We start from the raw sequence: 21,143 nt of genomic DNA, 5'->3' as shown, positions 1-21,143 counted from the left end.
AGTGACCATGTCCAAGAAGAAGATCCTGCTCGCCGGCGAATCCTGGGTCTCGACCTCGACCCATATCAAGGGCTTCGACCAGTTCCCGACCGCGACCTACCACACCGGCGCCGACGAGCTTCTCGCCGCCCTGAAGGACAGCGCCTTCGACATCACCTTCATGCCCGCGCATGAGGCGCAGCGCCATTTTCCGCAGGATATCGAGGCGCTTTCGGCCTATGACGCGGTGGTCCTGTCCGATATCGGCGCCAACACGCTGCTGCTCCATCCCGATACCTGGATCCACTCCAAGCCTACGCCGAACCGCCTGCGCCTCCTGCGCGACTATGTGCAGAACGGCGGCGGCCTCCTGATGTTCGGCGGCTATTTCAGCTTCCAGGGCATCAATGGCGGCGCGCGCTACCGCAAGACCCCGGTCGAGGAGGTGCTGCCGGTCGAATGCCTCGCCTTCGACGACCGCGTGGAAGTGCCCGAGGGCTACGCTCCCGTCGTCATCGGCCCGGCCGACCATCCGATCCTGCAGGGCCTGGGCACGGAATGGCCCATCCTGCTCGGCTATAACGAGGTGACGCTCAAGCCGGACGCCGAGGTACTCGCCACCGTCTCGTCCGACTATGGCGCCCAGCCGCTGCTGGTGACCGGCACCTATGGCAGGGGCCGCACCGTGGCCTGGACCTCCGATGTCGGCCCGCATTGGCTGCCGCCGGGCTTCATCGCCTGGGACGGCTACAAGAAACTGTTCGAGCAGATGCTGGTCTGGGCGACCACGAAGGGCTGAGCCATGGCCGTGCATGTCGTCGGCAATGTCTGTGTCGACACGACCTTCCGGCTGGAGCGTTTCCCGGTTCCCGGCGAGACGCTCAATGCCTCCGGTCACGCCGACGGCGTCGGCGGCAAGGGCGCCAACCAGGCCATTGCCGCCTCCCGCACGGGCGCGGACGTCACGCTGTGGACGGCCGTGGGCGACGACGCGGCGGGAGGCTGGATCGCCGATCGTCTCGCGGCTGAAAACCTGACCTGCCGCCTCACGGCCAAGCCCCCGCCCACCGATCGCTCGGCGGTGCTGGTCGAAGCCGGCGGCGAGAACATCATCGTCACCGGGAGCCTGTGCGCGGAAGCCTTCGATCCGCTCGCGGAAACGGATATTGCAGCCAGGATCACGTCCGGCGATATCGTGGTGATGCAGGGCAATCTTTCGACCCGGGCCACCGCGGCCTGCCTGGAACTGGCCCGGCATCGTGGTGCCCGTACGATTCTCAACCCCAGCCCGCTGCCCGCAGATGCGGGGAAGGCACGGAATCGGAGTGTCGATCTTCAGATCGACATATCGTCGCGCGACTACAGTGACGTCGACCCGAAGGTTGACACTCCCACATTGCCCTTGGCCGATATCGTCATCGTCAATGAGGGGGAAGCCCGCACGCTGACCCGCTGCGGCGATCCCGCGCAGGCTGCCGCGGAACTCCTCCGGCAGGGAGCAGGCGTGGTTCTCGTCACCCTCGGCTCCCGTGGCTGCCTCATTGCCGAAGACGAGACGGGAAGCACCCGCCGCCTGCCGGCCCCGTCGGTCATCGCCGTCGACACCAGCGGAGCGGGCGATGTCTTCTGCGGCGTCTTCGCCGGCGGCATCGATCTCGGCATGACGCCGGCCGACGCCGCCAGCCTTGCCATTGCCGCGGCTGCCATCGCCGTCAGCCGCAACGGCACCTCGGATTCCTGCCCCAGCACGGCAGAAATCGGGAACCTCATCAGGACATTGGAAACGGAAAAGCCATGACACCCTCTCCCAAACCCATCGGCCAGGCTGCCGGCGACGCGCTGACGAGCCTCTATGGCAGATCCAAGGTCGTCATCGGCGTGGTGCATCTTGCCCCGCTCCCCGGTTCTCCGCGCTATCAGGGCGAGGCTGTCGAGGCCATCTACCAGCGCGGCCTCGACGATGCGAAGGCCTATCTGCATGGCGGCTGCGACGGCGTGATCGTCGAGAACCACGGCGACATCCCCTTCGCCAAGCCCGATGACATCGGCCCGGAAACCTCGGCCTATATGTCGGTGGTCTCCGACCGCATCCGGCGCGCGCTCGGCCGCCCCATTGGCATCAACGTGCTCGCCAATGCCGCCATTCCTGCGCTTTCCATTGCCAGCGCCGCCGGCGCCGGCTTCATCCGGGTCAACCAATGGGCCAATGCCTATGTCGCCAATGAAGGCTTCGTCGAGGGCGAAGCCGCCCGCGCCATGCGCTTCCGGGCCAAATTGCGCGCTCATGGCATCCGCATCTTCGCCGACGCCCATGTAAAGCACGGCGCCCATGCCATCGTCGCCGACCGGCCGGTGGAGGAACTGGTCAAGGACCTCGTCTTCTTCGATGCCGATGCCATCATCGCCACCGGTCAGCGCACCGGCCATGCCGCGGATCTGAGCTATATCCGCATGATCAAGGAGGCGGCCGGCCTGCCGACCCTGGTCGGCAGCGGCGTTACGCCCGACAATGCCAACGACATCCTCGGCATCGTCGATGGCGTGATCATCGCCAGCGCGCTCAAGCATGACGGCGTGTGGTGGAACCCGGTCGATCCCGCCCGCGTGACAGCCTTCATCGCCGGGCTGGCGAGATGACGTCGCCGGCAATCAAGGCCGAAAGGCTGCAGCAGCGTCTGGAAACCTTCGCCGACATCGGCGCCACGCCGGCGGGCGGCGTCAACCGCCAGGCGCTCAGCCCGGAGGACCGGGAAGCGCGGCGCCTGCTGGCCGAACTGGCCAAGGCTCGGCGCTTTGGGGTCTTCCAGGACGCGATGGCCAATCTCTTCATCCGCCGCAGCGGCCGTGACGACCACCTACCGCCTCTGTTGATCGGCAGTCATCTCGACAGCCAGCCGACGGGGGGGCGCTTTGACGGGGCGCTGGGCACGCTCTCTGCCTTCGAGGTTCTCGAGGCGCTGGAGGACGCAGGCGCGCAGACGCCGGGCCCCATCGAGGTGGTGGCCTGGACCAATGAGGAAGGCAGCCGCTTCGCGCCCGGCGTGATGGGATCGATGGCCTTTGCCGGCGCGGCGGATCCGGCCCAATGGCAATCTCTGGCCGGCAGCGACGGCGCCTCCTTCGCGGACGAATTGGCCGCCACGCTCGCAGCCCTGCCCGAAGCAGCGATGCGCCCGCTCGGCATGCCCCTCTCCGGCTATATCGAACTTCATATCGAGCAGGGGCCATCCCTCGAAAAAGAGGGCCTCGCCATCGGCGTGGTGACGGGGGTCCAGGGCACCCGCTGGCTCAAGGTCACCGTCACCGGCGAGGCCGGCCATGCCGGCACCACACCCCTGCCCTATCGCCGCGATCCGATGGTGGCGGCCGTCGGCATGATGCATCAGCTCCAGGCGAGCGTGATGCCCTCCGATGCCGATGCAAGGCTGACGGTCGGGCGGATCGCCACCATCCCGGGATCGGTCAACGCCATTCCGAAGGCCGTGACCTTCAGCCTCGACATCCGCCATCCCTCCGCTGGCAGGCTCGATGCCATCGTGGGCGAGGTGCAGGCGATCTGCCGTGCCGAGGGCGCGAAGCAGGGCTGCTCGGTCGAGATCGCCACCGCCTTCGACATGGCGCCCGGTGTCTTTGCGCCTGAGATGATCGATACGATAGAAGCCGCGGCCCGCCGCCTGTCCCTGCCCTGCAAGAGAATGGTGTCAGGCGCCTTCCACGACGCGCTGTTCCTCGCCCGCGTTGCGCCGACGGCGATGATCTTCGTCCCCTGCCGAAACGGCATCAGCCACAACGAGGCCGAATATGTCGAGCCCGCCAGCATAAGGGACGGCGCCCGCCTGCTGTTGGAGGCGACGATTGCCGCTACGACCACATAGGGGAGTCAGAAAGCTACGACACCGGCGGCTTGCCATGGACAGTTTGAGCCTGCCGCCGCGCCATGGTAGGAAGAAGTAGCAAGATTGCGCGGTAATGGGAGGACCCTTCATGGCCTCGGTTGAGAAAGTAAGCGTCGCCCTGACAACCAAACAGATTTCCAGTCTCAGAAATGCGGTCGAAGCAGGTGAATACGCGTCGACCTCTGAGATCGTACGTGAGGCACTACGGGATTGGGAATTCAAGCGTGAGGCTCGTTTGGAGGAGATCAACCGGCTGCGCCAGGCCTGGGAAGAGGGCATCGCCAGCGGCCCCAGCCGCAAGACCGATCTCGAAAAACTCAGAGAGGAAGGCCGCCGCCGGCTCGCGGCAATCAAGGCGGCGCTCTGATGCCGGCGTCCCTGATCTGGACGCCGCAATCGGAAGAAGATCTGCTCGATATCTATGTGACGATCGGCATCGACAATCCGACTGCCGCAGACCGAATCTACGACCGGTTGAGGGACGCAATACGCTTACTATGCGACAATCCCCGACTAGGCGCCGCTCGTCCCGAAGTCGGTAAATTCGCACGCATTCTTGTGCATCCGCCCTATCTCATTCTTTACCGGGTCAGGCCCGACGATGAAGCGGGGCCGGTAAGCGAGGTCGAAATCATACGCATCGTGGACGGGCGGCGCGATCTTGCAGCCTTGTTCTGAATTCTGATGAATACATCCCGCCCTATTCCGCCAAGACCCGCGTCGAGGGGAAGGTCACTTCCACCAGCGTGCCCGAATTCTTGGTAGACTGGATGGTGAAGGCCGCGCGGTTGGCCTCCACCAGCGCCTTGGTCAGGGGCAGGCCGAGGCCGGTGCCGCCCAAAGTGGTCGAGGCGACCTGGCGGAAGGGCTCCATGGCGATGGCGAGTTCGCGCTCGGTCATGCCGACGCCTGTATCCCGCACGCGCAGCACGGCCTCGCCACGCTCCGACAAAGTGGTCGAGATGATCGCCTGCCCGCCCGCCTGGGTGAACTTGATCGAGTTCGACAACAGGTTCAGCACGATCTGGCGCATGCTGCGGCCATCGGCCACCACATTGGGCAGGTTTCCGGCCAGCGCCATGCGGATGATGATGCGATCACGGCTGGCCTGGGGCTGCATCAGGCTGACGGACTGCTGCACGACTTCGTTGAGATTGACGCTGGAGAAGCTGAGATCCAGCTTGCCGGCCTCGATCTTGGACAGATCGAGCAGGTCGTTGACCAGACTGATCACATGCTCGCCGGAGGTGTGGATATCGCGGGCATAGGAGCGATAGCGCTCATTGCCCATCGGGCCGAAGCGCTCCTCCATCATCACCTCGGCAAAGCCGATGATGGCGTTGAGCGGCGTACGCACCTCATGCGAAATCTTGGCGAGGAAGTCGGATTTCTGCGAAGAGGCCTCCTCGGCCTGGCGCTTGGCCGCCGTCAGCTCGCTCTCCGCCTTCTTGAAACTGGTGACGTCGCGCAGCACGGCGCAGAAGCGCTTGGCCTCCTCGCCATTTCTTTCGCCGCCGAGGCGCCCGATGGTCATGAACAACGGCACGGAACCGCCCTGGCGCACGCGCCCGATCACTTCGCGGCCATCGTTGAGCAGGCTGGCCACGCCGTTGGAGCGCAGGCTGTCGAGATAGTCGAAGGCGGCCCTGTGGCTTTCCGGCGCGAACAGCAGCAGGAGGTCCTTGCCGATGATCTCGCGCTGCTCATAGCCGAACAGCGCCTCGGCGCTGCGGTTGACGCTGACGATGCGGCCCTGGCGATCGAGAATCACCACACCGTCGGTGGCCGTGTCGAGCACGGCCTGAAGTTCGTCGGCCCGACGCTCGGCGGCCCGGAGCTTGTCGGCACTGACCTCGCCGAGCGGGCGGCGAACGGAGATGAGCAGAGCGCTTTCCCCATCCCAATGGGTGGTCTGCACGCGGCCATCGACGGCAATGGTTTCGCCCGAGGCCGTCTTCAGGAGCACCCCGGGATTGGCATCATCGCCGGTTGCGACAGGCCCGCTGCCGGCAAAGACATGGTCGAGACCGCCGGCCTGGCGGATCGCCTCGACATCGGGATAGCCGAGCAGTTCGAGCATGGTGCGGTTGGCGAATTGCAGATCCTCGCCACGGGCGATGAAGATGCCGATCGGCAGCCGGTCGATCAGGGCGACCGGCACCTTGTCGAGACGCCCGAGCTTGATCGGCCGTGCCACAGGTTCCGGCTCGCCGGCAGGCGCCGCTTCGCCCGAGGTCTCCTCCGGCTCCGCAGCGACGTCCTCCAGCCAGCGGATCTCGTCGGCGCTCAAGACCGGCGCGATGGCGGGTTCGGCGGGCTTGGGATCCGGCTCGACAGGAGATATCTCCGCGCCAGGCTTTTCGGCGCGGGTTTCCGGTTCCGGCGTGGTTCCGGCTTCCTCCCGGTCGCCATGATCCGGCGCAGGCGCAGGGCGTGGTTCCGGCCTTGCCGGTTCCACCCGGCGCTCGCCCTCGATACGCGCTCCGAGCGCTTTCGCGATTTCGTGGAAGGCGATACGTTCCGTCGGCGTCAGGCTGTGCCGTTCGAGGGGCGACCGCTCCGACGCGGGTTTTTCTGATACAGGCCGCTCGGAAACCTGCCGTTCCTGGGAAGGCTTGCTCGGCAAGCGCACGACATTGCTGCCGGCCTTCCCGGCGGGTGCACGAAGCGCCGGCGATTCCGGAGCAGGCGCCGCTGCCGGTTCCTCTTCCTCCGCCGGATCGGCGTCCTGCCAGACGATCGCAGGCTTGGGCGATGGTGCTTCGGCATCGGGCGGGGTCGACAGCGACCGCGGCAAGCCGGCCATGCCAAAGCCGCGGAAACCGGCAAACTGCCCCTCGCCCCGGAATTGCGGCGACGCGCTCAAGGTGATTGGCGTTTCCTGGCGTGTGACTGAATCGGGCCACAGGAAGGACAGGCCCGTCCAGGTGCGCTGGCCGGCAAAGGCCGTGGTAATGGCCGTGGTGTCGCGCAATCCATGTGCCGCAGCGATGTCGGCGAAGCGCCGGCCCGTCCAATCGGCGGCCCGAGGGCCCAGGGCTTGCGCCAATTCGGCTGAAACGGAGACGAAACGTCCCTCGGCATCGGTCTGAAAGACGAAGCGCAAGGGCTTGGTGCGGGCCGCCGGCGACGGCTCGGACGGCTGTCTCTGCATGGGCTCCGGCGGCGAAGACAGTGGGGCATCGGGCCTGGCCGGCTCTGCCCTTTCGCCATCGGCCTCGACCCAGCGCCAGGCGCCGCTCTGCTCGAAGCGCTTGGCGACGGGCGGCTCACCGGAAGCCGTCGAGGCCGGCTCCGTGCCCGGCAAGGGCGGCAGCGTGTCCGTCACCGAGGGCGGCGCCCAGCTCTGCTGGCGCCGTCCGCGCGGAAGATCGAGCGATTGCACCAGCAGCCCGAGAAATCCCTCCGGACCGTCGAAAGACCGGCAGGCGCAGGACAGGGTGTCGAGGGCCCCCATGCCGGGCAGGCGCAGGCGGTCGAGCCGCATGGCCCCCGGTCTCGGCAGTTTCCGGGCAATGGCCGCGATCTGGGGCGAGAGCGAGACCAGAGCGGGGCTCGACTGCTGACGCAGGATGTCGGCCGGCAGCAGCCCCAGGCTTTGGGCGCCGGCACGGTTGGCCCAGGCGAGCGCACGCCCGTCCAGATGCCAGACAAAGGCCGGGCGCGGATCATCCATCAGCGCCTGCAGGCGCTGATCGGCCATCAAAGCCGTCCGCAACATCGCCTCGATCATGCCGTTTTCCAAGAACCTGCCGAAATGACTAACAAAGTATGAATACAGATGGAAAACAAAAGGGTAAATCGCCCCTCCGCCGTCATCCCCCGCTGATCTCAGGCATGGTTAAAACGCCGAGCCTGCGCTATCGTCACCTCACCGTCACCGGCCAGGGGACGGGGCAACGGAGGAGACGCCAATGACAACCAAGCCGCCGAACTTCGAAATTCCGTCCGAGATGCGCGACCTGGCGGAAAAGAGCGTCGATCAGGCCAAGAAGGCGTTCGATGGTTTCATGGGCGCGGCCTACAAGGCAGCCGGCACCCTCGAAGGCACGAGCGATGCCATTCAATCCGGCGGCAAGGATATCGGCCGCAAGGCCTTGACCTATGCCGAGCAGAACGTTGCGGCCGCCCTGGATTTCGCCTCGAGCCTGGTCAAGGCGAAGGACCCCCAGCAAGTGCTGCAATTGCAGAGCGATTTCATCAAGGCCCAGCTCCAGGCCTTCGGCGAGCAGGCCAAGGATATCGGCGCCACGGCGAGCAAGCTGGCCACTGACGTCACCAAGCCGAAGAAATAGACAGGCCTCGGCGAATCGGCCTTGCCCGGATTGCCGCCAGGCAGCCTGGCAAGGCTGCGGCCTCCTCGACTCCACGGAACCGGCTTGCCAGCCGGCCGGGTGGCCGAGATGACTGCAAGACCTCACGAAAAGGCCCCGAGCCGGGCCTTCGGTGGAAAATCCGCTCGGCGCGAGGTAAAATATTGCTCAGGATTTACACGACAATAATTCAACATAACTGAACTATTCTTGCGGTCATCGCAAAAAGACAGTCCTGTCCTGCGAATGACGCATGTCTCTTCGTACGGACGGCGGCTTTTACTTTCCCTTGCGTAATGCCCCCTTCCCTCCTCGGAGCGAAAGAGCGTCAATTCGGCCGGAAATTGCCACAAAAGGGCTATTGCAACGCAATATCGGTCGATATTGCGTCAATTGCCTGTGCTTCGGCTGGCCGCCAAAATTCACCGAAAGGCATAACTTTGGGCATGAATCGCCCAAAATTTATGCTTTTATCTGACGATTGTGCACTGCAACAGAGTTATTGCATCGCACAAGGGCATTTGATATAGATTGTGGCAGGTGAGGTTGCCCCTCGTTGCAGCATGTCGTGCCGAAGGCTCCTCCAGACGTTTCGTTAAGTCCAATTTCACCCTTACTCCCAAGGAGCGTTCTATGGTTGCCGCCAAGAACAAGACTGAAACTGAACTGGCCTTCGAAAATCTCTCCAAACTTGAAATTCCTGCTTCCGTCCGTGACTTCGCCGAGAAGGGCGCCGCCCAGGCCAAGGACACCTATGCCAAGATCAAGGTTGCTACCGAGGAAGCCTCCAGCGCTTTCGAAGGCGCCTACAGCACTGCTTCCAAGGGCGTTTCGACCCTCGGCCTGAAGGTCCTGGAGTCCGCTCGCACCAACACCAACGCTTCCTTCGATCATGCCATCGCCCTGTTCGGCGTGAAGACCTTCTCCGATGTGATCGAGCTCAACACCGCCTTCCTGCGCAAGCAGGCTGAAGCCGTCTCGGCCCAGGCCAAGGAATTCGGCGAGCTCGCCCAGAAGGTCGCCAACGAGACGATCGCTCCGGTCAAGGCTCAGGTCGAGAAGACCTTCAAGAGCGTTGCCTGATTTTTCAGGTCCGCTGACGTTTCGAGGCCCGGACTTGTCCGGGCCTTTTTCTTTGGTTGGACGAAAAATCCCCTGCCTGCACACTTGAAATAGCGGAACGATCCCGCTAAACGCATGCCCAGATGCAGTTGTAGCTCAGTTGGTTAGAGCGTCGGATTGTGGCTCCGAAGGTCGGTGGTTCGAGTCCACCCAACTGTACCATCGCAAAGCCTTGATGCCGCGATGGTACCGATATCCATTTCGCACTCTAAAAACCCCGTTCGCCGAGGCACTGCCGGCTTGGTCGCGCAGAGAGTGTCTTCTCGCCTCTTGAGCCTATAAATCGCGGCGACATCGGGGCGGTGCAAGAAATACGGCATCGGCCCCCCTGCCTTCTCGCGCCTGCCAATGTCTTGGCGGCCAGTCAGCTTTCCCCAGACGCTCCTGCCGGCGGGTCGGCGAAAAACCCAAGCTTGATATCCCTGGATCGTCGAATAGCCGACCGCCGCGGACTCGAATCGATCCAGCCGCATCCATGCAAACAAAAACGCCCCCGGTGCTGCCGGAGGCGTCGAACGGGCATCAACCCGTCCTAACTCGAATTCAGGCGCGTCCTGCGACGCGGGGGCAGGGCTTAGGAAGCCTGCAGGCGGTCAGCCGCCAGCTTGCCGGAACGGCGGTCCTCGGTCAGCTCATAGGTGACCTTCTGGCCTTCCTGCAGATCACGCAGGCCGGCGCGCTCCACCGCGCTGATGTGAACGAAGACGTCCTTCGAGCCATCATCCGGCTGAATGAAGCCATAACCCTTCTGGGAGTTGAACCACTTGACAGTACCTGTGCTCATGACGAACCTTTCCTATGGGCACGATCGAACTTCCTGCAACCGACCGGCGGCACGAAGCTCCATGGGTCGAAATTGGTAGGAAGGTCATCAGCAAGCGTGGTCAGGAGACCACACAGCCAAAACGTCCGGCCGAGATCGATGGGCTTTTATGCTGGCATCGGCGCAGAAATGCAAGCGTGGCCGCGCCCGTCATATTTGACATTGATTTTAGGTCGATTTGAGCGGTTTCAGGGTCAAATCGGGTCGAGATAGGGATCCAGCTGCGACGGAGCGAGTGCAGGCAGATCCGCAAGGCGCGCCGGATTGTCCTCGCGCGAGTGCCGCAAATGGCTTTCGAGGGCAGACGCGGCCGCTTCCACCCGTCCCCCGGCAAGATGCTCGAGCACGGCTTTGTGCATGCCGATCATGTGAGGAATGTCGGTGCGCTCGCCATAGCTGCCGAAGGACAGATGGACGGAAATCAGCGGCAATTGGCAGCGGTAAAGCGTGGCGCGCAACTCCTCATTGGCACAGCGCAGCACGACATCCTGGTGCAGATCGGTTTCGAGCCGGTGCAGCAGGGAAGCATCCGCCCGCGCCTCGGCCGTGTGTGCCTGCGACACCCGCTCGAGCCTCTCCTCAATGATCGAGGGTTCGAGCCGCCCGACGGCCTGGCGCAGAGCCGCAGGCTCCAACAGGATGCGCATTTCGTAAAGCTCGTCGATTCGAGCCGGCGTCAGCGGGCCGGCATACCAGCGCGCATTGACTTCCTGGCGCACCAGGCCGACGCGTTCGAGCCTCAGCAGCAGCTCATGGGCGATGGTCCGGCTGACGCCGAAATGCTCGGCCAGGGCCGGGGTACGAATCTGGAAGCGCCCGAACAGCAGGCACGACGCCACCTGGCGCTCCAAAGCGGGATAGATCAGGCTGCGCCAATTGCGCTGTCTGAGTTCGCGCCCAAGCCCCTCCGGCAGGGCGACATGGCCGGCAAGATCGCCCGGCCTTGCCGGCACCGTTCGGCTGAGCCCCACGACCACCCCTCGCAGCGCCGGCCGGCGATGGACCAGACGTTCGGCCTCCAGACGGGCCAGGGCGACCACGGCCGGCATGCGGCCAACCCCGAAAAGATCGGTGACCGCCTTTTCCCGAATGACGAAGCCGGCCGGCAAGGCTCCCGAGCGGATATGGGAGGCCAGCGTTTCGGCGACGATCTCGTTCAATCGCCGTCTTGTCGCCGGGATGCCCATGCCGCCCCTCTCCTCGCCCGCAGGCAGCGTTTCCTGATCTTACCCGCGGCGCGGCTCAGAATACTCTTCCTGGCCTCACGATCTCAACGATAACCCGCTTCCGACAGGGCCCGAATTCGGCGGGCATTGGCACGGTCTACGATCGCCGCTCCAGCGTCGAGACTCGCCGGCATCAAGCCATACCGCAGATTGAGCACGAGCTGAATCACCGGGTAGAAGCCCTGGGCATAGGGTTGCTGGTCGATGGTGAAGGCAAGGTGTCCTGTTTCGACAAGGCGCAATATGCCGGGCGACAGATCGAAGCCGGCGGCATAGAGCATGCGGCCCGCCTGCTCCGCCGCCAACCCGGCTCCCTCTGTATCGGCCTGCCCCGTGGCGAGTATCGCCGAAATGCCAGGCTCTTCGGCCAGGACCGCCAGGATGCGTCGGGCGGCCTCCTTGATTTGATGGCCTGTCACCGTCTCGATCCACACGATGTCATGTCCCTCCAGGGCAGCCTTGATGCCGTCGCGGCGCTCCTCCAGCGCGGAGATGCCGGCATCGTGAAGGGTGAGCAGCACGCGGCTGCCGGGCGCGATGGACGCTGCCGCGCGCCGGCCGAGGGCCCGGCCGGCCGCGCCGAAATCCTGCGCGATACCGCTGAGCGTACCGGCACTGCCCTTGCCCTGATCGATGTTGAAAGCCACCACCGGAACGCCCCTGGCATGGGCTTCGGCCACCAATGGCGCGAAGGCGGTGGCGTCAAACGCAACCAATGCCAGCCCGTCGACGCCATCGGCCATGCCCTGGCGTGCGAGCGCGGCCATCTCTGCGGCGTCCACCCCCTTCGTTCCCGTGAACACCGCTTCGACATCCATCAGCGCAGCGGCATCCGCCATGCCCTTGCGGACCGGACGGAAGAAATCCTCGTCGCAGGTCACGGCGACGAATTGAAGCTTCAGCCGCCTTGCCATGACAGTTCTCCCCCCGATCAGCGAGCCGTGATCCGCCTCGCCGAGCCCTCCGCCTGCAAGGCCGCAAGGGCCTGTTCATCCCAGTCGATCCCCAGGCCCGGCTCCTGCGATGGCAGGGCATAGCCGCCCTCGATGCGCATGGTCCGGCCCGTCACGCCGTCGAGCTGGGGAATATATTCCACCCAGCGCGCATTCGGCACGGCGCAGCACAGGCCGACATGCAACTCCATCAGGAAATGCGGGCAGACGGCGACATTGAAGCTCTCCGCCATATGCGCCACCTTGAGCCAGGGCGTGATGCCGCCGATGCGGGCCACATCGACCTGCACGACCGAACAGGCGCGCCGCTGCAGATAGTCGCGGAAATGCGACGGGCTGTAGATGCTCTCTCCCACCGCGATCGGGATCGAGGTGGAAGCCGCCAGGCGCACATGGCCGTCGACATCGTCGGCCGGCAGAGGCTCCTCGAACCAGCCGATATCCGCCTCGCGATAATGATGGGCGCGCCGGATCGCCTCATCCACCGCGAAAGCCTGGTTGGCATCGGTGAAGATCTCGAAACCGTCGCCGACGGCTTCGCGCACGGCGATAAGGCGGCCCACGTCTTCGCGCACCGGCCGGCCGACCTTGATCTTGCAGCCGCCGAAACCATCCGCCTGGGCCTTGAGGGCATCGGCGACGATGGCCGCCTGATCGAGCTGCAGCCAGCCACCCTCGGTGGTGTAGAGGCGGACCTTGTCCTGGGCGCCCCCGGCCATGACATGGAGGGGCAGACCGGCCTTGCGGCAGCGCAGGTCCCACAACGCCGTATCGACTGCGGCAAGCGCGAGCGAAGTGATGGCCCCCACGGAGGTGGCATGGCTGAGGAAGAGCAGATCGCGCCAGATCTGCTCCACCATGGCGGCCTCGCGTCCGATCAGGGCCGGCGCGAAGGTGCGCGCCAGGAGCTCCAGGACCGAATGCCCGCCCGTGCCGATCGTATAGCTATAGCCGATGCCGATCGCCCCATCGCTGTCGAAGACGCGAACGATCGGCGTCTCCTGTGCCACGAAGGACTGGATGGCATCGACCCGCTTCACCTTGGGTTCGAGCACCACCATCGACAATTCGACGCGTTCGATCCTGGCCATGCGGGCTTCCTCCATTTCGCCGAGGCATTCGCATATTCCACCACCCGGCCGTACGGATACCGCCGGGAAGGAGACTATATTTCGGCTCTCTTCCCGAGCCATCAGAGCGGCCCGCTCCAGCAAAGTCAAGCATAGTGCATGGAATATGCATTATAGACGCATCGCTGAAGCGGTACCGTGGGAATCGGCGGATTTGTTGGCGCGCGGGCCTAGCAACCGGTTTCGTCCCAACAGCCGGCGGCGTATAGTCCTGATCGCTATCCGATCATCCGATAAGAGAGGGGACTGACGTCATGCATGCTACCCCGATTACCGGTGCGCAGATCCGGGCCGGCCGTGCCCTGCTGCGCTGGACTGCCCAGAAGCTGGCGGATGCCTCCAGCCTCGGCGTGGCGACGATCCGGCGAGCCGATGCCTTTGACGATGTGCCGCAGATCACCAGCGCAAACGCCGCCGCCATCCGCCGGGCGCTGGAGACCGGCGGGGTGGAGTTCATTTCGGAGCATGGCCGCGGCGTCGGCGTCCGGCTGGCACGCCATCGCCTGCTGCGAGGCGCGCAGTTCGACCATGTCAGCGACGGGAATGAAGGGTGAGGAAGTTCGATCTGGCCCCCGGCAGAGTTCACCCGACCGAGCCGCCGGCACGAGCCGGCGAGATCTGTTTGGGAGCGAGCCTTCGCAGAACGTCCCAAAAAGGCTTTCGAACGGGCCTTGCCGGGGCGCTCTGCCTTGCGGCAGCGGCGGCTTTCATCGGCACGCCGGCCAAGGCTTACGACTATATGGCGCTCGGGGTCGGCACGATGCCGTGCAAATATTGGCTCTCCACCACGCGCCTCGAAGGCGAGGGCAATAGCTGGATTCTCGGCTGGTGGACTGGGCTCAACAGCCGCAACGACAATCATTGGGTCGGCAGCCGTACCGACGGCAATGGCATCATCCTGGCGGTGAAAGGCGTCTGTCAGCACCAGCCCGACATGCTGCTGATGAACGCCATAGACAGCGTGTTCAAAAAGATGGCCAGCCCGAACAAATAGGCGCGCGCTGGCGAAAACCAAAAATTTACCACGCATGCCGGCGCGTGTGCGCAGTCACGCCCGATCAATCGGTATGCGTTGACACCTTTCGCCCGTCTCCATATACCCGATGATGTAACTTTCCCTTACGTTACATTGGCTGGGCGGCTATTAATATTCCCTAATGGAGACCGATACTATGTTAAGAATTGTAAAGATTGCTGCTGCTCTCGGGTTTATTGCTGCAGCATCGGGAGCCGCGCAGGCCATGCCTGCCTCCGCGCCGATGACGAAGGGTTCGCTGGTCGTCAACGAAATTGCCTTCCGCTGCGGTCCGGGCATGGAGCGCAACCGCTTCGGGCGCTGCGAGTTCCGCCGCGCCGACCGCTTCCAGCGGCCCGGCCCAGCCTATCGCCGCCCGATCTGCCCGCGCGGCACGCATCCGACCCCGTCCGGCCGGCGCTGCGTTCCCAATCGCTTCTGACGAAGGCGTCGCTGCCGATATTGAAGGGGGCATGGTCTCATTCGGTTCGCTTAAGGTCGTGCAAGCTCGAAGACCCTCAAGCGAACCGCCTTGGACCAAGCCCTCTTTTTCATGAGCATTTTCCGGAAGAGCGGGCAGGCACGTCGGCCAGGAAAACGCGTTAACATACAGAATTGGAGTAAAGTACGATTCTGCTGAACCGCACTTTACTCAAGATCATTCGGCGCCGGTATGCCACGGGCCGTGATGCGCGCCGGGCTGGTCGACGCGCTCGAAGCCATGGGCCCCGAAAATGTCGCGCTGGGCCTGGACCAGATCCACGGTGGCCCGGCTGGCGCGCAATTGCTGCAGATAATTGAGGGCCGAGGTCAGCGCCGGGACCGGATGGCCGTTGGCGACGGCAAGGCCGAGGATCTTGCGGGCGGCCGGCAGGCTCGCCTTGAGCTCGCCGGCGAAATCCGGATCGAGGATCAGCGATTCGGGTGCCGGCGTCGCCGAATAGGCGCGCGACATGCTGTCGAGCATGCGCGAGCGGATGATGCAGCCGGCACGCCAGATCTTGGCGATCTCGGCGAGCGGCAGGTTCCAGCCGAACTGCTTGGAACCGGCGGCCAACACGTCGAAGCCCTGGGCATAGGCCAGGATCTTGCCGGTGAGCAGGGTCTTCTCGATCTCGGCGATGATCTCGGGCGTCGCCGTGCCGATCGCAGCCCGCTCGGCATCGCCGAGGGCGCCGTTCACGGCCTGGCGCAGGCTGCGCATGCCGGACAGGCCGCGCGCCTCGACGGCCGCCGCAATGGCGCTCGCCGGCACGCCGAGATCCAGCGCCTCGATGGCCGACCAGCGGCCCGTGCCCTTTTGGCCGGCGCTGTCGAGAATGATGTCGACCAGCGGCTTGCCGGTAGCGGGATCGGTCGTGCGCAGGGCCTGCACGGTGATCTCGGTGAGGTAGGAGGCGAGCGGCCCCTTGGTCCAGCCCTCGAACACGTCGGCAATGGCAGATGGCGTCATGCCGAGCCCGGCCCGCATCAGGCCATAGGCTTCGGCGATCATCTGCATGTCGGCATATTCGATGCCGTTATGCAGCGTCTTGACGAAGTGGCCGGCACCGGCCGGACCCATATAGGCGCAGCAGGATTCGCCCTGATAACGCGCGGCGATCGCCGTCAGCACGGGCTGGACGCGCTCCCAGGCAACCTTGCTGCCACCAACCATGATCGATGGGCCGTGGCGGGCGCCCTCTTCACCGCCGGAGACGCCGACGCCGAGAAACTCGAAGCCTTCGGCCGACAGGGCCTGGTCATGGGCGACGCTGTCGCGGTAATTGGCATTGCCGGCATCGATGATGATGTCGCCCTTGGCCAGATGCGGCTTGAGCTGGGCGATGGTCTCGTCGACGGCGACGCCCGCCTTCACCATCAGCAGCAGCGCCCGCGGCGGCTTGAGGGCGGCGACCAGCTCCTCGATGGAATGGCAGGGGATCATGTTGCCGGCGAGATCGCCCGCTTCGGCCAAGGCCTCGTCGGTGCGGGCCGAGGAACGGTTGTAGACGGCGACCTTGAATCCCTTCTCGGCAATGTTCATGGCGAGGTTGCGCCCCATGACCGCCATGCCGATGACTGCGATATCTGCCTGTGCCACTTTCGGCTTCTCCCTGTTTGCCCGGCAAGCCCCGGGCGCATCGATCCTTTCCCTGCGCTATGCCGCCTTTGTCCCTGGATGTACAGGCCTCCCGATCTATGGGAGCGCCCAATGTTTGGGCAATCGAACCGTAAACTGTTTCCAGCAAACCGGCAGGCCGTGCCACTTGTTCGCGCTTCACCTCGAATGAATTGACAAAATGCGGCATTTGCCGCCAGTTCCGACGCCTTGCTAGCGGAACTCGGGGCCCACCGCGTGGATCTGACCGCCATCGCCAAAACCGTCGCGCAGGCGCTCGCCGCCCTCGCCGTCGTCATCTTGCTGGCCTGCCTCTCGCTGGGGCTGGCCGACGGCCTGCGCCGGCCCGAAGCCATTAAGGGTGCCGTCCGGCAGGCCTTCGCCGACCAGTCCTTCGGCGACCACGAAACCTTTGAGCGCATCGGCCGGCACCGGCTCAGCCATTTCAGCGAATGCGTCGGCCTGTCGACGGCGATCGCGCCGATCGCGGTCAACCCGATTACCTTCACGCTGCAGTCCCCGGCCCTGCTGTGGCAGCCGCCGAAATCAATCTGCGACAGCCTGCGCGACCAACTCGCCGGTACCGAGCAGCCGCATTATGCCTATTCGCGCTACTGGCACGGCTATCGCCTCGTTACCGAGCCCTTCCTGTCGTTCTTCTCCTATCACAGCCTGCAGCTCTGGGGCGGCGGCTTTCTCATCCTGTGTGCCTTTCTGGTGCTGGCGCCGTTCCTGCCCCCCGTCCTCCGCGGCACGGCGAGCCGGGCGCGGATCGCCACGCTCCTCGCCACGACGGCCCTGGGCCTGGCGATGACGGATCTGCCGCTATCAGGCCTCACGCCGACCCACATGGTCTCGCTTTCCGTCCTGCTGTTGTGCTGGGCGGTGTCACTGCGCAAGCGGGGGCCGATGGAACTGCTTGGCTTCGCGCCGTGGGCTTTCGCCATGGGGGCGATCTATAATTTCTTCGATTTTCTCTACAATCCCGACCTGCTGGCCTATGTGATCGGCTGGTCCTTTCTGCTGCGTGCCGCGCTGGCGGAGCGGCGCCCGCTCGGCGCCAGCCTGGTGCAGGCGATCCTTCTGCAGGGCACCGTCATCGCCGGCTATTTCGCCATGTGGGCGGCGAAATGGGGCCTGGTGGTCGCCGCCGGCCGGATTTTCGGGGAACAGACCTCGGTGCCGAGCCAGGATTTCGCCCGCTGGTTCGCAGGCGGCGGCGGGGTCTATCGGCCCCTGCAAAGCCTCTACGAACTGATCCTGGAAAGCGCCAGCATGCCTCTGGGCTGGTGGCCGATCGCAGCCTGCCTGCTGGCATGGCTTGCACTGCTTTCGCTGGCGCTGCGGCGTGGACGGGCGACGGGCGCGCTTGCCGTCCTGGCGCTGACACTTCTGCCGCTGCTGGTGCTGGAGGTGAAGGCCAACCACACCATCCAGCACGCCTCCTTCACCTTCCGCCTGATCCCCATCGCCCTGGTGCTGAGTCTTGCGGGGATGGCAGCGATGCTGGGGCGCGCCGGTCCCGTCACCACAGTTGCGCCGGAGCACGCGGGACGGGTTCCGTCCTGAAGCCGAAGAGGTAGCGGGTCCTGACCTCCAGGGCCTGCGCCAGCTGCTCCATCGCATCGAGGGCGCGCTGCAGCTCCGTGTCGGTGAAATAGGTAAGCAGATGCGCGGCGAGATCCGGCTCGCCGGCCTCGATCAGGACCGCGGCGCTGCGCGTGATTCTCGCCTGCTCCACTGCCAACCTCGCCTCGATCGCCTGCCACAGCGCCAGCGCTTCGGCGAGGAAGGCCTCATGGTTCTGGAAGAGCAGGTTGAGCAGCCGCTTGCCGGCGAAGCTCGCCGAACGGGTCGATTCGATGCCCTGCGGCACCGCCGACAGCGTCTGCGGGCGCCCGTTCTCGGCATGGCGGCTATCGAGGAAGCGCGAGGCCTCCCCATCGCTGAGATAACGGTGCTGGCGATATTCCTCCGGCACGGCCGCGCTGCCCAGGAACACCGGCACGAAGGGCGCCGCCACCGCCCCGACCGGGGTATGCCAGATCAGGCGCAGGGCATCGGGAACCGCGCCCAGCAAGGGCACCACCTGGCCATAGCCGGCGGTGTCGCCCGTCAGCCGCTCCGTGCGCACCGCCCAGAAGACGTCCGCAAGGCCGATCTTCTCCGGCCGGGCCGCGCGCGCCGCCATTTCCGCCTCGATCCACTGCACGCCGGCCCAGCGGCCCTTGGCGTCGCCATAGACGGCATTGGCATCGAAAGGCGTGCCGGGCCGATGCCAGCCTTGTTCCTGCGCGAAAGAGACGAAATGAGGGGGATAGAGGAAGTCCGTCCGTGCGGGATCCTCGACCGGCACCAGCCCGACATAGCCCGGCCGGGAGGCGCGAATGGCATCAGGTCCGAGCCGCTCCGCCACCCACAGGCCCTGGCCGCCCGAGAACTCGATCACCACCCAGGCCTCCCCGGCGTCGGCGATCAGGTGCGAATTGCCGCCATAGTCGGCATAGCCATGGCGGGCGATCAGGTCGGCGATGATCTCGACCCCCTGGCGGGCGCTACGCGCCCGCTCCAGCACGAGGCAGGCAAGATCGCTATAATTGGGGCCAGTCTGGTCCGCCGGCGTCATCGCCACCAGTTCGGCACGCGAGGACGACCAGATGTCGCGCACCGCGACGCCATGCTCGTTGAGGCCGCCATTGGTGAGCGGCGCCGGCACGCCCTTATAATAGCTGTAGCTGACACGCAGATGCCGCGCTGTTTCGGGCACCTGCGGAATCTCGCTCATCCGCCCGGGCAGATCGGCCTGCGGCGTCACGCCGACCGGGATGCGCGCGTCGGCCTCATGCCGGCAGCGCGGCCGGAGCTCGAGCCAGTGGCTCGAGGGTTCGTCGCCATAGCCGGCGAGATAGGCGACGCCGTCCGCCGTATGGTTCCGGCCGATATAAAGTCCGTAGCTCACCGCTCGTCTCCGCTCTGACGTTCAGGCCCATCACGGGCGCCGACAAGGTAGGCCGCCGCGGCGTCGCCCATGGCGCGGCATCGTGCCGCGCGGATTGTGCGCTCGGTCACGGCGGAATAACGAGACATGCGTTAACCTTTGTGCAACCTAATCATCCCTAGCGTAAGGCTACTGGGCGGCGGGGCGCTGCAGGTGAACTGGAGTTCAACCAGGGAATGACAGATATTTCGCAAAACGCTCAGATTTCCAGCGACTGGTTCAGTTATTTTTTTAATTCGACCATGCTCAGCATGATCGTCCTCGATCTTATTGTAGCTCTCGTAATTTTAATTGCTCACCGCTGGTTCGTCTTGAATGAGCGGAAACTTAACGCAACGTCAATCACGCCGACAACTTCAACGACGCCGGAAAAGATCGAGGCGCATCTGCCTGGCATCGCCATACGTCCTGCGGCGCTCGCCTGAGCGGAAAATTCGGGCTCGCCCCCTTCGGGGACAGCCCTCCCCCTCGCCGCCATCGCATTCGGTATCACAGACTTTCCTTGATATGGCCTCAACATGGCCCCGGACGAGGCTTACTCCCTTCAGTCTAGTCCTTTCGTGGCAGGCCAACCCCTAATTGCTGACTTGGCCGCGCGACGCCTCGTTCTATCATGGCGATGTCCTTTCCCTTTCAGCAATCGACGGCGATGACCAGCGAACAAGCCAATCTCCTTCGCGCCTGCTATCTTTCCGGCCAGATGAGCGAAGCTCAATGGCAGGAGCATATCCGCAATGGCGACGTGACCGAGGAAGCTCCTTCTCTCGCAGCCGGGGCCAAGTCCTTGCCGGATGTGCTGGCAGAGCTGGAAGCGATCTATGATCTGCGTCCGCCGGCCAAGAAATTGGTTCGCCCGGAGATTTGAGGGTATATCGGCGTTCATCAAGCCAGGGACGATGCTTTTGCGGGCCGGACATCCGGCCCGTTTCATTTTGTCCAGCGGTTTCGCCCCCCACGACGGTTCCTCGCGAATCCGCTTGCCTCGAGGGCTCCCGGAGGCAGCACCGTCCTGCCGATTTCGCAGAGCCATCGAGGACTACCGGCGCAACGGCACGGCGCAAAACACCGGGACGACCAAATATTTCGGGGATCGAGATGGTGCTGCAAGAGAGGATTGAACTCTCGACCTCTCCCTTACCAAGGGAGTGCTCTACCACTGAGCTACTGCAGCTTCTGCCGAGGCACTTGCCCGACGCGGCGCTCTAGTGCCACAAGGGAGGCTCCGGCGCAAGCCGGTTGCTGCATAAAGTCGTCATTTGATGAAAACACCCGTGAAAACCGAAGCCGAAAAGCGGGCCGAGCGCCTTGCCAAGGCCCTGCGTGCCAATCTCGGCCGGCGCAAGAGCCAGACGCGCGGGCGTGACGCACTGTCGAGCGAAGGCCGGGAAACCGCCGATGCCGATGCGAAAATGCCACAGGATGACAGCGAATAGCCGCCGCCGCGATTCTGCCCCGGCTTCGCCCTTGTCCGGCCTTTGCGCTTCGTTTACTCAAACCGGTTAACCTTATCCCTTACGTTGCTCGACTGCTTGCCTCCCGGCCGCCGACGCCCAGTCGCAGGCGAGGCCGAAGCCATTCCGAAGGATC

The 21,143-nt window shown here is 64.6% G+C and carries 22 protein-coding genes and 2 tRNA genes; 16 read left to right on the top strand and 8 right to left on the bottom strand.

Annotated elements, in window-relative coordinates:
- Window positions 1–7 precede the first annotated feature (7 nt).
- The 6 genes from J8I29_RS01450 (at window position 8) to J8I29_RS01425 (ending at window position 4,553) form a co-directional block, all read left to right on the top strand.
- The gene (locus J8I29_RS01450) at window positions 8–778 is read left to right on the top strand and encodes a glutamine amidotransferase (protein WP_209430360.1); all 771 of its coding nucleotides are present in this window, start codon (window positions 8–10) and stop codon (window positions 776–778) included.
- A 3-nt stretch (window positions 779–781) separates the two neighbouring features.
- Window positions 782–1,777, top strand: coding sequence for a ribokinase (locus J8I29_RS01445; protein WP_209430359.1), 996 nt, complete (start codon window positions 782–784; stop codon window positions 1,775–1,777).
- A complete protein-coding gene (locus J8I29_RS01440) occupies window positions 1,774–2,616 on the top strand; it encodes a BtpA/SgcQ family protein (RefSeq protein WP_105861409.1) in 843 nt (280 codons plus the stop codon). Before J8I29_RS01445 ends, J8I29_RS01440 begins: the two co-directional genes overlap by 4 nt.
- Window positions 2,613–3,854 (top strand): Zn-dependent hydrolase, encoded by a 1,242-nt coding sequence (locus tag J8I29_RS01435; RefSeq protein WP_209430358.1) that lies wholly within the window; start codon window positions 2,613–2,615, stop codon window positions 3,852–3,854. Before J8I29_RS01440 ends, J8I29_RS01435 begins: the two co-directional genes overlap by 4 nt.
- A 109-nt stretch (window positions 3,855–3,963) precedes the next feature.
- Complete coding sequence (locus J8I29_RS01430; RefSeq protein WP_105861407.1) at window positions 3,964–4,242, top strand: type II toxin-antitoxin system ParD family antitoxin; 279 nt, start codon at window positions 3,964–3,966, stop codon at window positions 4,240–4,242.
- A complete protein-coding gene (locus J8I29_RS01425; protein ID WP_209430357.1) occupies window positions 4,242–4,553 on the top strand; it encodes a type II toxin-antitoxin system RelE/ParE family toxin in 312 nt (103 codons plus the stop codon). The genes J8I29_RS01430 and J8I29_RS01425 overlap by 1 nt, the downstream gene beginning before the upstream one ends.
- A 22-nt stretch (window positions 4,554–4,575) precedes the next feature.
- On the opposite strand, the gene J8I29_RS01420 is transcribed toward J8I29_RS01425, so the two are convergent.
- Window positions 4,576–7,608 (bottom strand): PAS domain-containing protein, encoded by a 3,033-nt coding sequence (locus J8I29_RS01420; protein ID WP_245196535.1) that lies wholly within the window; start codon window positions 7,606–7,608, stop codon window positions 4,576–4,578.
- Window positions 7,609–7,789: 181 nt separating this feature from the next.
- Here J8I29_RS01420 and J8I29_RS01415 point away from each other — a divergent pair, with 181 nt between their 5' ends.
- The 3 genes from J8I29_RS01415 (at window position 7,790) to J8I29_RS01405 (ending at window position 9,472) form a co-directional block, all read left to right on the top strand.
- Window positions 7,790–8,170, top strand: a complete 381-nt coding sequence (locus J8I29_RS01415; protein WP_209430356.1) for a phasin — start codon at window positions 7,790–7,792, stop codon at window positions 8,168–8,170.
- Window positions 8,171–8,821: 651 nt separating this feature from the next.
- Window positions 8,822–9,271, top strand: a complete 450-nt coding sequence (locus J8I29_RS01410) for a phasin (RefSeq protein WP_105861404.1) — start codon at window positions 8,822–8,824, stop codon at window positions 9,269–9,271.
- Window positions 9,272–9,395: 124 nt separating this feature from the next.
- Window positions 9,396–9,472, top strand: a tRNA-His gene (locus J8I29_RS01405).
- A gap of 412 nt (window positions 9,473–9,884) precedes the next feature.
- On the opposite strand, the gene J8I29_RS01400 is transcribed toward J8I29_RS01405, so the two are convergent.
- The 4 genes from J8I29_RS01400 to J8I29_RS01385 all read right to left on the bottom strand — a co-directional run bounded on the left by J8I29_RS01400 (window position 9,885) and on the right by J8I29_RS01385 (window position 13,403).
- Window positions 9,885–10,094, bottom strand: coding sequence for a cold-shock protein (locus tag J8I29_RS01400; protein ID WP_105861403.1), 210 nt, complete (start codon window positions 10,092–10,094; stop codon window positions 9,885–9,887).
- A 233-nt stretch (window positions 10,095–10,327) separates the two neighbouring features.
- Entirely contained in the window at window positions 10,328–11,320 is a 993-nt protein-coding gene (locus J8I29_RS01395; protein WP_209430355.1) for a GntR family transcriptional regulator, read from the bottom strand.
- Between the two features lie 83 nt (window positions 11,321–11,403).
- Entirely contained in the window at window positions 11,404–12,273 is an 870-nt protein-coding gene (locus J8I29_RS01390) for a substrate-binding domain-containing protein (RefSeq protein ID WP_209430354.1), read from the bottom strand.
- 17 nt (window positions 12,274–12,290) lie between these two features.
- Window positions 12,291–13,403: a mandelate racemase/muconate lactonizing enzyme family protein gene (locus J8I29_RS01385; protein ID WP_209430353.1), complete on the bottom strand. Its 1,113-nt coding sequence runs from the start codon at window positions 13,401–13,403 to the stop codon at window positions 12,291–12,293.
- Between the two features lie 293 nt (window positions 13,404–13,696).
- Here J8I29_RS01385 and J8I29_RS01380 point away from each other — a divergent pair, with 293 nt between their 5' ends.
- The 3 genes from J8I29_RS01380 to J8I29_RS01370 all read left to right on the top strand — a co-directional run bounded on the left by J8I29_RS01380 (window position 13,697) and on the right by J8I29_RS01370 (window position 14,899).
- Window positions 13,697–13,996 (top strand): transcriptional regulator, encoded by a 300-nt coding sequence (locus J8I29_RS01380; protein WP_105861399.1) that lies wholly within the window; start codon window positions 13,697–13,699, stop codon window positions 13,994–13,996.
- Entirely contained in the window at window positions 13,993–14,436 is a 444-nt protein-coding gene (locus tag J8I29_RS01375) for a hypothetical protein (protein ID WP_209430352.1), read from the top strand. The genes J8I29_RS01380 and J8I29_RS01375 overlap by 4 nt, the downstream gene beginning before the upstream one ends.
- 247 nt (window positions 14,437–14,683) lie before the next feature.
- Window positions 14,684–14,899, top strand: a complete 216-nt coding sequence (locus tag J8I29_RS01370; protein WP_105861397.1) for a hypothetical protein — start codon at window positions 14,684–14,686, stop codon at window positions 14,897–14,899.
- Between the two features lie 216 nt (window positions 14,900–15,115).
- On the opposite strand, the gene gndA is transcribed toward J8I29_RS01370, so the two are convergent.
- Window positions 15,116–16,540 (bottom strand): NADP-dependent phosphogluconate dehydrogenase, encoded by a 1,425-nt coding sequence (gene gndA / locus J8I29_RS01365; protein ID WP_209430351.1) that lies wholly within the window; start codon window positions 16,538–16,540, stop codon window positions 15,116–15,118.
- 255 nt (window positions 16,541–16,795) lie between these two features.
- Here gndA and J8I29_RS01360 point away from each other — a divergent pair, with 255 nt between their 5' ends.
- The gene (locus J8I29_RS01360) at window positions 16,796–18,127 is read left to right on the top strand and encodes a hypothetical protein (protein ID WP_209430350.1); all 1,332 of its coding nucleotides are present in this window, start codon (window positions 16,796–16,798) and stop codon (window positions 18,125–18,127) included.
- On the opposite strand, the gene J8I29_RS01355 is transcribed toward J8I29_RS01360, so the two are convergent.
- Window positions 18,084–19,517 (bottom strand): C69 family dipeptidase, encoded by a 1,434-nt coding sequence (locus tag J8I29_RS01355; protein ID WP_209430349.1) that lies wholly within the window; start codon window positions 19,515–19,517, stop codon window positions 18,084–18,086. The two genes, J8I29_RS01360 and J8I29_RS01355, sit on opposite strands and share 44 nt — an antisense overlap.
- Before the next feature lie 215 nt (window positions 19,518–19,732).
- On the opposite strand from J8I29_RS01355, the gene J8I29_RS01350 reads away from it, so the two are divergent.
- Together J8I29_RS01350 and J8I29_RS01345 are read left to right on the top strand one after the other, a co-directional pair.
- Window positions 19,733–19,981, top strand: a complete 249-nt coding sequence (locus tag J8I29_RS01350) for a hypothetical protein (protein WP_209430348.1) — start codon at window positions 19,733–19,735, stop codon at window positions 19,979–19,981.
- A 224-nt stretch (window positions 19,982–20,205) separates the two neighbouring features.
- Window positions 20,206–20,421 (top strand): hypothetical protein, encoded by a 216-nt coding sequence (locus tag J8I29_RS01345; protein ID WP_105861392.1) that lies wholly within the window; start codon window positions 20,206–20,208, stop codon window positions 20,419–20,421.
- 231 nt (window positions 20,422–20,652) lie between these two features.
- On the opposite strand, the gene J8I29_RS01340 is transcribed toward J8I29_RS01345, so the two are convergent.
- Window positions 20,653–20,727 (bottom strand) — tRNA-Thr (locus J8I29_RS01340).
- A gap of 100 nt (window positions 20,728–20,827) precedes the next feature.
- Here J8I29_RS01340 and J8I29_RS01335 point away from each other — a divergent pair.
- The gene (locus tag J8I29_RS01335) at window positions 20,828–20,989 is read left to right on the top strand and encodes a hypothetical protein (RefSeq protein ID WP_181161114.1); all 162 of its coding nucleotides are present in this window, start codon (window positions 20,828–20,830) and stop codon (window positions 20,987–20,989) included.
- The last annotated feature ends 154 nt before the right edge of the window (window positions 20,990–21,143 follow it).

This window comes from Labrys sp. LIt4 (assembly GCF_017813775.1).
Classification (GTDB): Bacteria; Pseudomonadota; Alphaproteobacteria; order Rhizobiales; family Labraceae; genus Labrys; species Labrys okinawensis_A.
Note: the sequence above shows the minus strand (reverse complement) of the source record. Positions and strands in the feature narration are given on the sequence as shown.

Bases quoted from the DNA above. Each gene is read 5' to 3' on its own strand.
- J8I29_RS01410 (WP_105861404.1), top strand. From the start codon at position 8,822: ATGGTTGCCGCCAAGAACAAGACTGAAACTGAACTGGCCTTCGAAAAT.
- J8I29_RS01420 (WP_245196535.1), bottom strand. From the start codon at position 7,608: ATGATCGAGGCGATGTTGCGGACGGCTTTGATGGCCGATCAGCGCCTG.
- J8I29_RS01390 (WP_209430354.1), bottom strand. From the start codon at position 12,273: ATGGCAAGGCGGCTGAAGCTTCAATTCGTCGCCGTGACCTGCGACGAG.
- J8I29_RS01450 (WP_209430360.1), top strand. From the start codon at position 8: ATGTCCAAGAAGAAGATCCTGCTCGCCGGCGAATCCTGGGTCTCGACC.
- J8I29_RS01440 (WP_105861409.1), top strand. From the start codon at position 1,774: ATGACACCCTCTCCCAAACCCATCGGCCAGGCTGCCGGCGACGCGCTG.
- J8I29_RS01445 (WP_209430359.1), top strand. From the start codon at position 782: ATGGCCGTGCATGTCGTCGGCAATGTCTGTGTCGACACGACCTTCCGG.
- J8I29_RS01430 (WP_105861407.1), top strand. From the start codon at position 3,964: ATGGCCTCGGTTGAGAAAGTAAGCGTCGCCCTGACAACCAAACAGATT.
- J8I29_RS01425 (WP_209430357.1), top strand. From the start codon at position 4,242: ATGCCGGCGTCCCTGATCTGGACGCCGCAATCGGAAGAAGATCTGCTC.
- J8I29_RS01435 (WP_209430358.1), top strand. From the start codon at position 2,613: ATGACGTCGCCGGCAATCAAGGCCGAAAGGCTGCAGCAGCGTCTGGAA.
- J8I29_RS01395 (WP_209430355.1), bottom strand. From the start codon at position 11,320: ATGGGCATCCCGGCGACAAGACGGCGATTGAACGAGATCGTCGCCGAA.
- J8I29_RS01385 (WP_209430353.1), bottom strand. From the start codon at position 13,403: ATGGCCAGGATCGAACGCGTCGAATTGTCGATGGTGGTGCTCGAACCC.
- J8I29_RS01380 (WP_105861399.1), top strand. From the start codon at position 13,697: ATGCATGCTACCCCGATTACCGGTGCGCAGATCCGGGCCGGCCGTGCC.
- J8I29_RS01370 (WP_105861397.1), top strand. From the start codon at position 14,684: ATGCCTGCCTCCGCGCCGATGACGAAGGGTTCGCTGGTCGTCAACGAA.
- J8I29_RS01400 (WP_105861403.1), bottom strand. From the start codon at position 10,094: ATGAGCACAGGTACTGTCAAGTGGTTCAACTCCCAGAAGGGTTATGGC.
- J8I29_RS01350 (WP_209430348.1), top strand. From the start codon at position 19,733: ATGACAGATATTTCGCAAAACGCTCAGATTTCCAGCGACTGGTTCAGT.
- J8I29_RS01415 (WP_209430356.1), top strand. From the start codon at position 7,790: ATGACAACCAAGCCGCCGAACTTCGAAATTCCGTCCGAGATGCGCGAC.
- J8I29_RS01345 (WP_105861392.1), top strand. From the start codon at position 20,206: ATGACCAGCGAACAAGCCAATCTCCTTCGCGCCTGCTATCTTTCCGGC.